This window comes from Flectobacillus sp., assembly GCF_049240685.1.
Lineage (GTDB): Bacteria > Bacteroidota > Bacteroidia > Cytophagales > Spirosomataceae > Flectobacillus.
In genome coordinates, this window is record NZ_JBMLSD010000344.1 from 1 (window position 1) to 2,427 (window position 2,427).

The following is a 2,427-nucleotide window of genomic DNA, read 5'->3' on the forward strand; positions in this document are numbered from 1 at the left end:
TCTTATTCTGTTCATTTCTTTTTCACAAAGTTGATCTATTACATATTCTTCAAATTCAATTGTATACTCTAAAACGAGATTGACAATAGAATTACTCAACTCCTTTATAAATGTTTTGATTTTAGTGTTTTCTATTCCTTGTGCTTCTGCTTCTTTTTTTAGTTGATTGGTAATACTTTTGATTGGATAGGTCTTTATTTTAAAGAGCATGTCATTCAAATCTTGTGCTCTTGTATTTAAAGAACTTAGGTATGATTCTAAATTTAATGGTGCTTTTTTTAGATGGTTTTTGTAGGTATTTTGAATTTCATTAATTTCAGCTGTGAACTGACCTGCATAAATAGTGCCTGCTTTTATTTTTACTTTTTTCTTTTCTTCGAAGATTAATTGTTCAACACTCTTCGTTAAGTTACTAACCAAATAATCGATTCTATTTGATATTAGGTCAAATGAAATTTCATCTTTTGGATTGGAGCTTTTTTCTTTTTTACTGGTAATCATCGTTTTACATATCATTATTTGACGCAAAATTATCTGAAAATGCTATCTAAACAAAGATAACTGGTTTAAAATCAAACTAAGTTTTCAACAAAATTGTTAATAATGTTTTTTACTTTTCGCAATCTAGTTTATTTATAATAACCCGCACTTATCCCATAAGTAACTCGTATGTATCCCGTAAGTATCTTGAAAGCTGTTGTGGATGGGTTTCTATTCACTTGTCAATGCCTTTTATTATGTAAATATCGTTTGTACGAGAGATGCTTAGCAGCATGACAAACTGTGTGGGGCGTTTTTTTTTAACTGTTTTCAATTGAGCTTACACCCTTGTAATCCTTCCGAAGGGTTGGAATAGGTGCTCAAAGGGAAAATCTACCTAAGGTGATATGATTTGTATGGGTTTCAATTGAAGATTTTTACACCTCTGAAGTCCTTCGTCGTAGTGGAACAGGCCTCGAGGGATAATTGTACTGAGAAATATTTTTTTTATGTATTTCAGTTGAATTATGCTACACCCCTAAAGTCCCCACGAGGGGACAATCCACCTAAAGTAATTTGTTTTTATGGATTTCAGTTGAAGATTTTTACACCCCTAAATTCTGGAGGGTCGGAACTCTCGAGGGGACAATACTGTTATAGACTTCTAGTTTGTTAGAATGTCAGTAGACGTTTTCTCCATCCTACTGTAATTTTTACACTCTACTGTAATTTTCTTGATTTTACTGGACTATTTCGATTTTAAAACACTACTATCCAATATCTTACAACATTCACACCTGTTTTTTTGAGGTGTTGTTTTGTGTTGTAGTTTTGGTGTGTTGAAAGGCAAAATTGGGTGCGCAACGGTTTTGGTTTTCATCTAAAATTTCATACTATGAAAAATGCATTTTACACACAGGAAATGGGGTTTCAGAAATCGCGTTCCGCAGCAAGAGGATCTAAAAGAAGTAACGACTTCTCAATATTAATTTTAACTAAAAACAAGTAATCATGGCAAAGTTTGATGGGATTTTTGAAATAAAAGGGACTTTACAAGGTATGTCTTTTTACAAATCGAAAGATGGGATGTTGATTCGAAAAAAGGGAGGTGTTGATAAAAGTCGGATTAAAAACGACCCTGCTTTTCAACGTACCCGAGAGAATGGTTCTGAGTTTGGGCATAATGCTAAAATGGGGCAATTGATGCGTAAATCGGTGGCTAATTTATTGTCATTAGCAAAAGATTATCGCGTTAGTAGTCGCATGTCACAAGCGATGAGTCAAGTTAAGAATTTGGATTTCGATTCCGCAAGAGGGGAACGTAAGGTATGGATTGGAATGGAGAGTGCCGAAGGTAAACAAGCACTTCGCGGGTTTGATTTTAATCTGAATTCACCTTTTAATTCGGTTTTCAGATCTCAGTATGTGTTAGATACTGTTACAGGAGCTGTAACTATTGCTAATTTTAATCCTGCGACCAATTTGAGTTTACCTCAAGGTGCTACGCATGCTAGTTTTAGTGTTTCGGTAGCTTCTGTGGATTTTGAGTTGGAGAATTATGGCACTACTTATAGTCCGAAAGAGAATTTTGCTTTGGTAGATGGCTCGTTGGATTTAACGCTTACTCCAAGTGGTATGCCAGGGGGAACGGGAAGTACCTTTTTTTATTTCTTGATTGAATTTTTTCAGGAATTGAATGGGGTGCAGTATCCGTTGAAAAATAACTCGCATAATGTGTTGTATTTGATGGAGGTAGTCTAGCCTCTCCCCTTACCCCCTTCTCCAAAGGAGAGGGGGTTGTAATTGATGAAGTCCGTATCGAGAGGTACGGGCTTTTTTTTAGTGATCAGTGGTCAGTAAGTAGTGGTCAGTTCGACGGAGGCTTCGAGAGCATTTCGAGAATATGAATAATACTATTAACTGTGGCTTCGAGTGCCTCAGCCACCG

General features: G+C 35.6%; 2 protein-coding genes. One reads left to right on the forward strand and one right to left on the reverse strand.

Going from position 1 to position 2,427, the window contains the following annotated elements; genetic code table 11:
• The coding region (locus ACOVQ4_RS15345) for a hypothetical protein (protein WP_421821506.1) at positions 1–501 on the reverse strand (501 nt) is incomplete at its 3' end.
• Between the two features lie 990 nt (positions 502–1,491).
• Here ACOVQ4_RS15345 and ACOVQ4_RS15350 point away from each other — a divergent pair.
• On the forward strand, positions 1,492–2,241 hold the full coding sequence (locus tag ACOVQ4_RS15350; protein ID WP_421821507.1) for a hypothetical protein: 750 nt from the start codon (positions 1,492–1,494) through the stop codon (positions 2,239–2,241).
• Positions 2,242–2,427 lie beyond the last annotated feature (186 nt).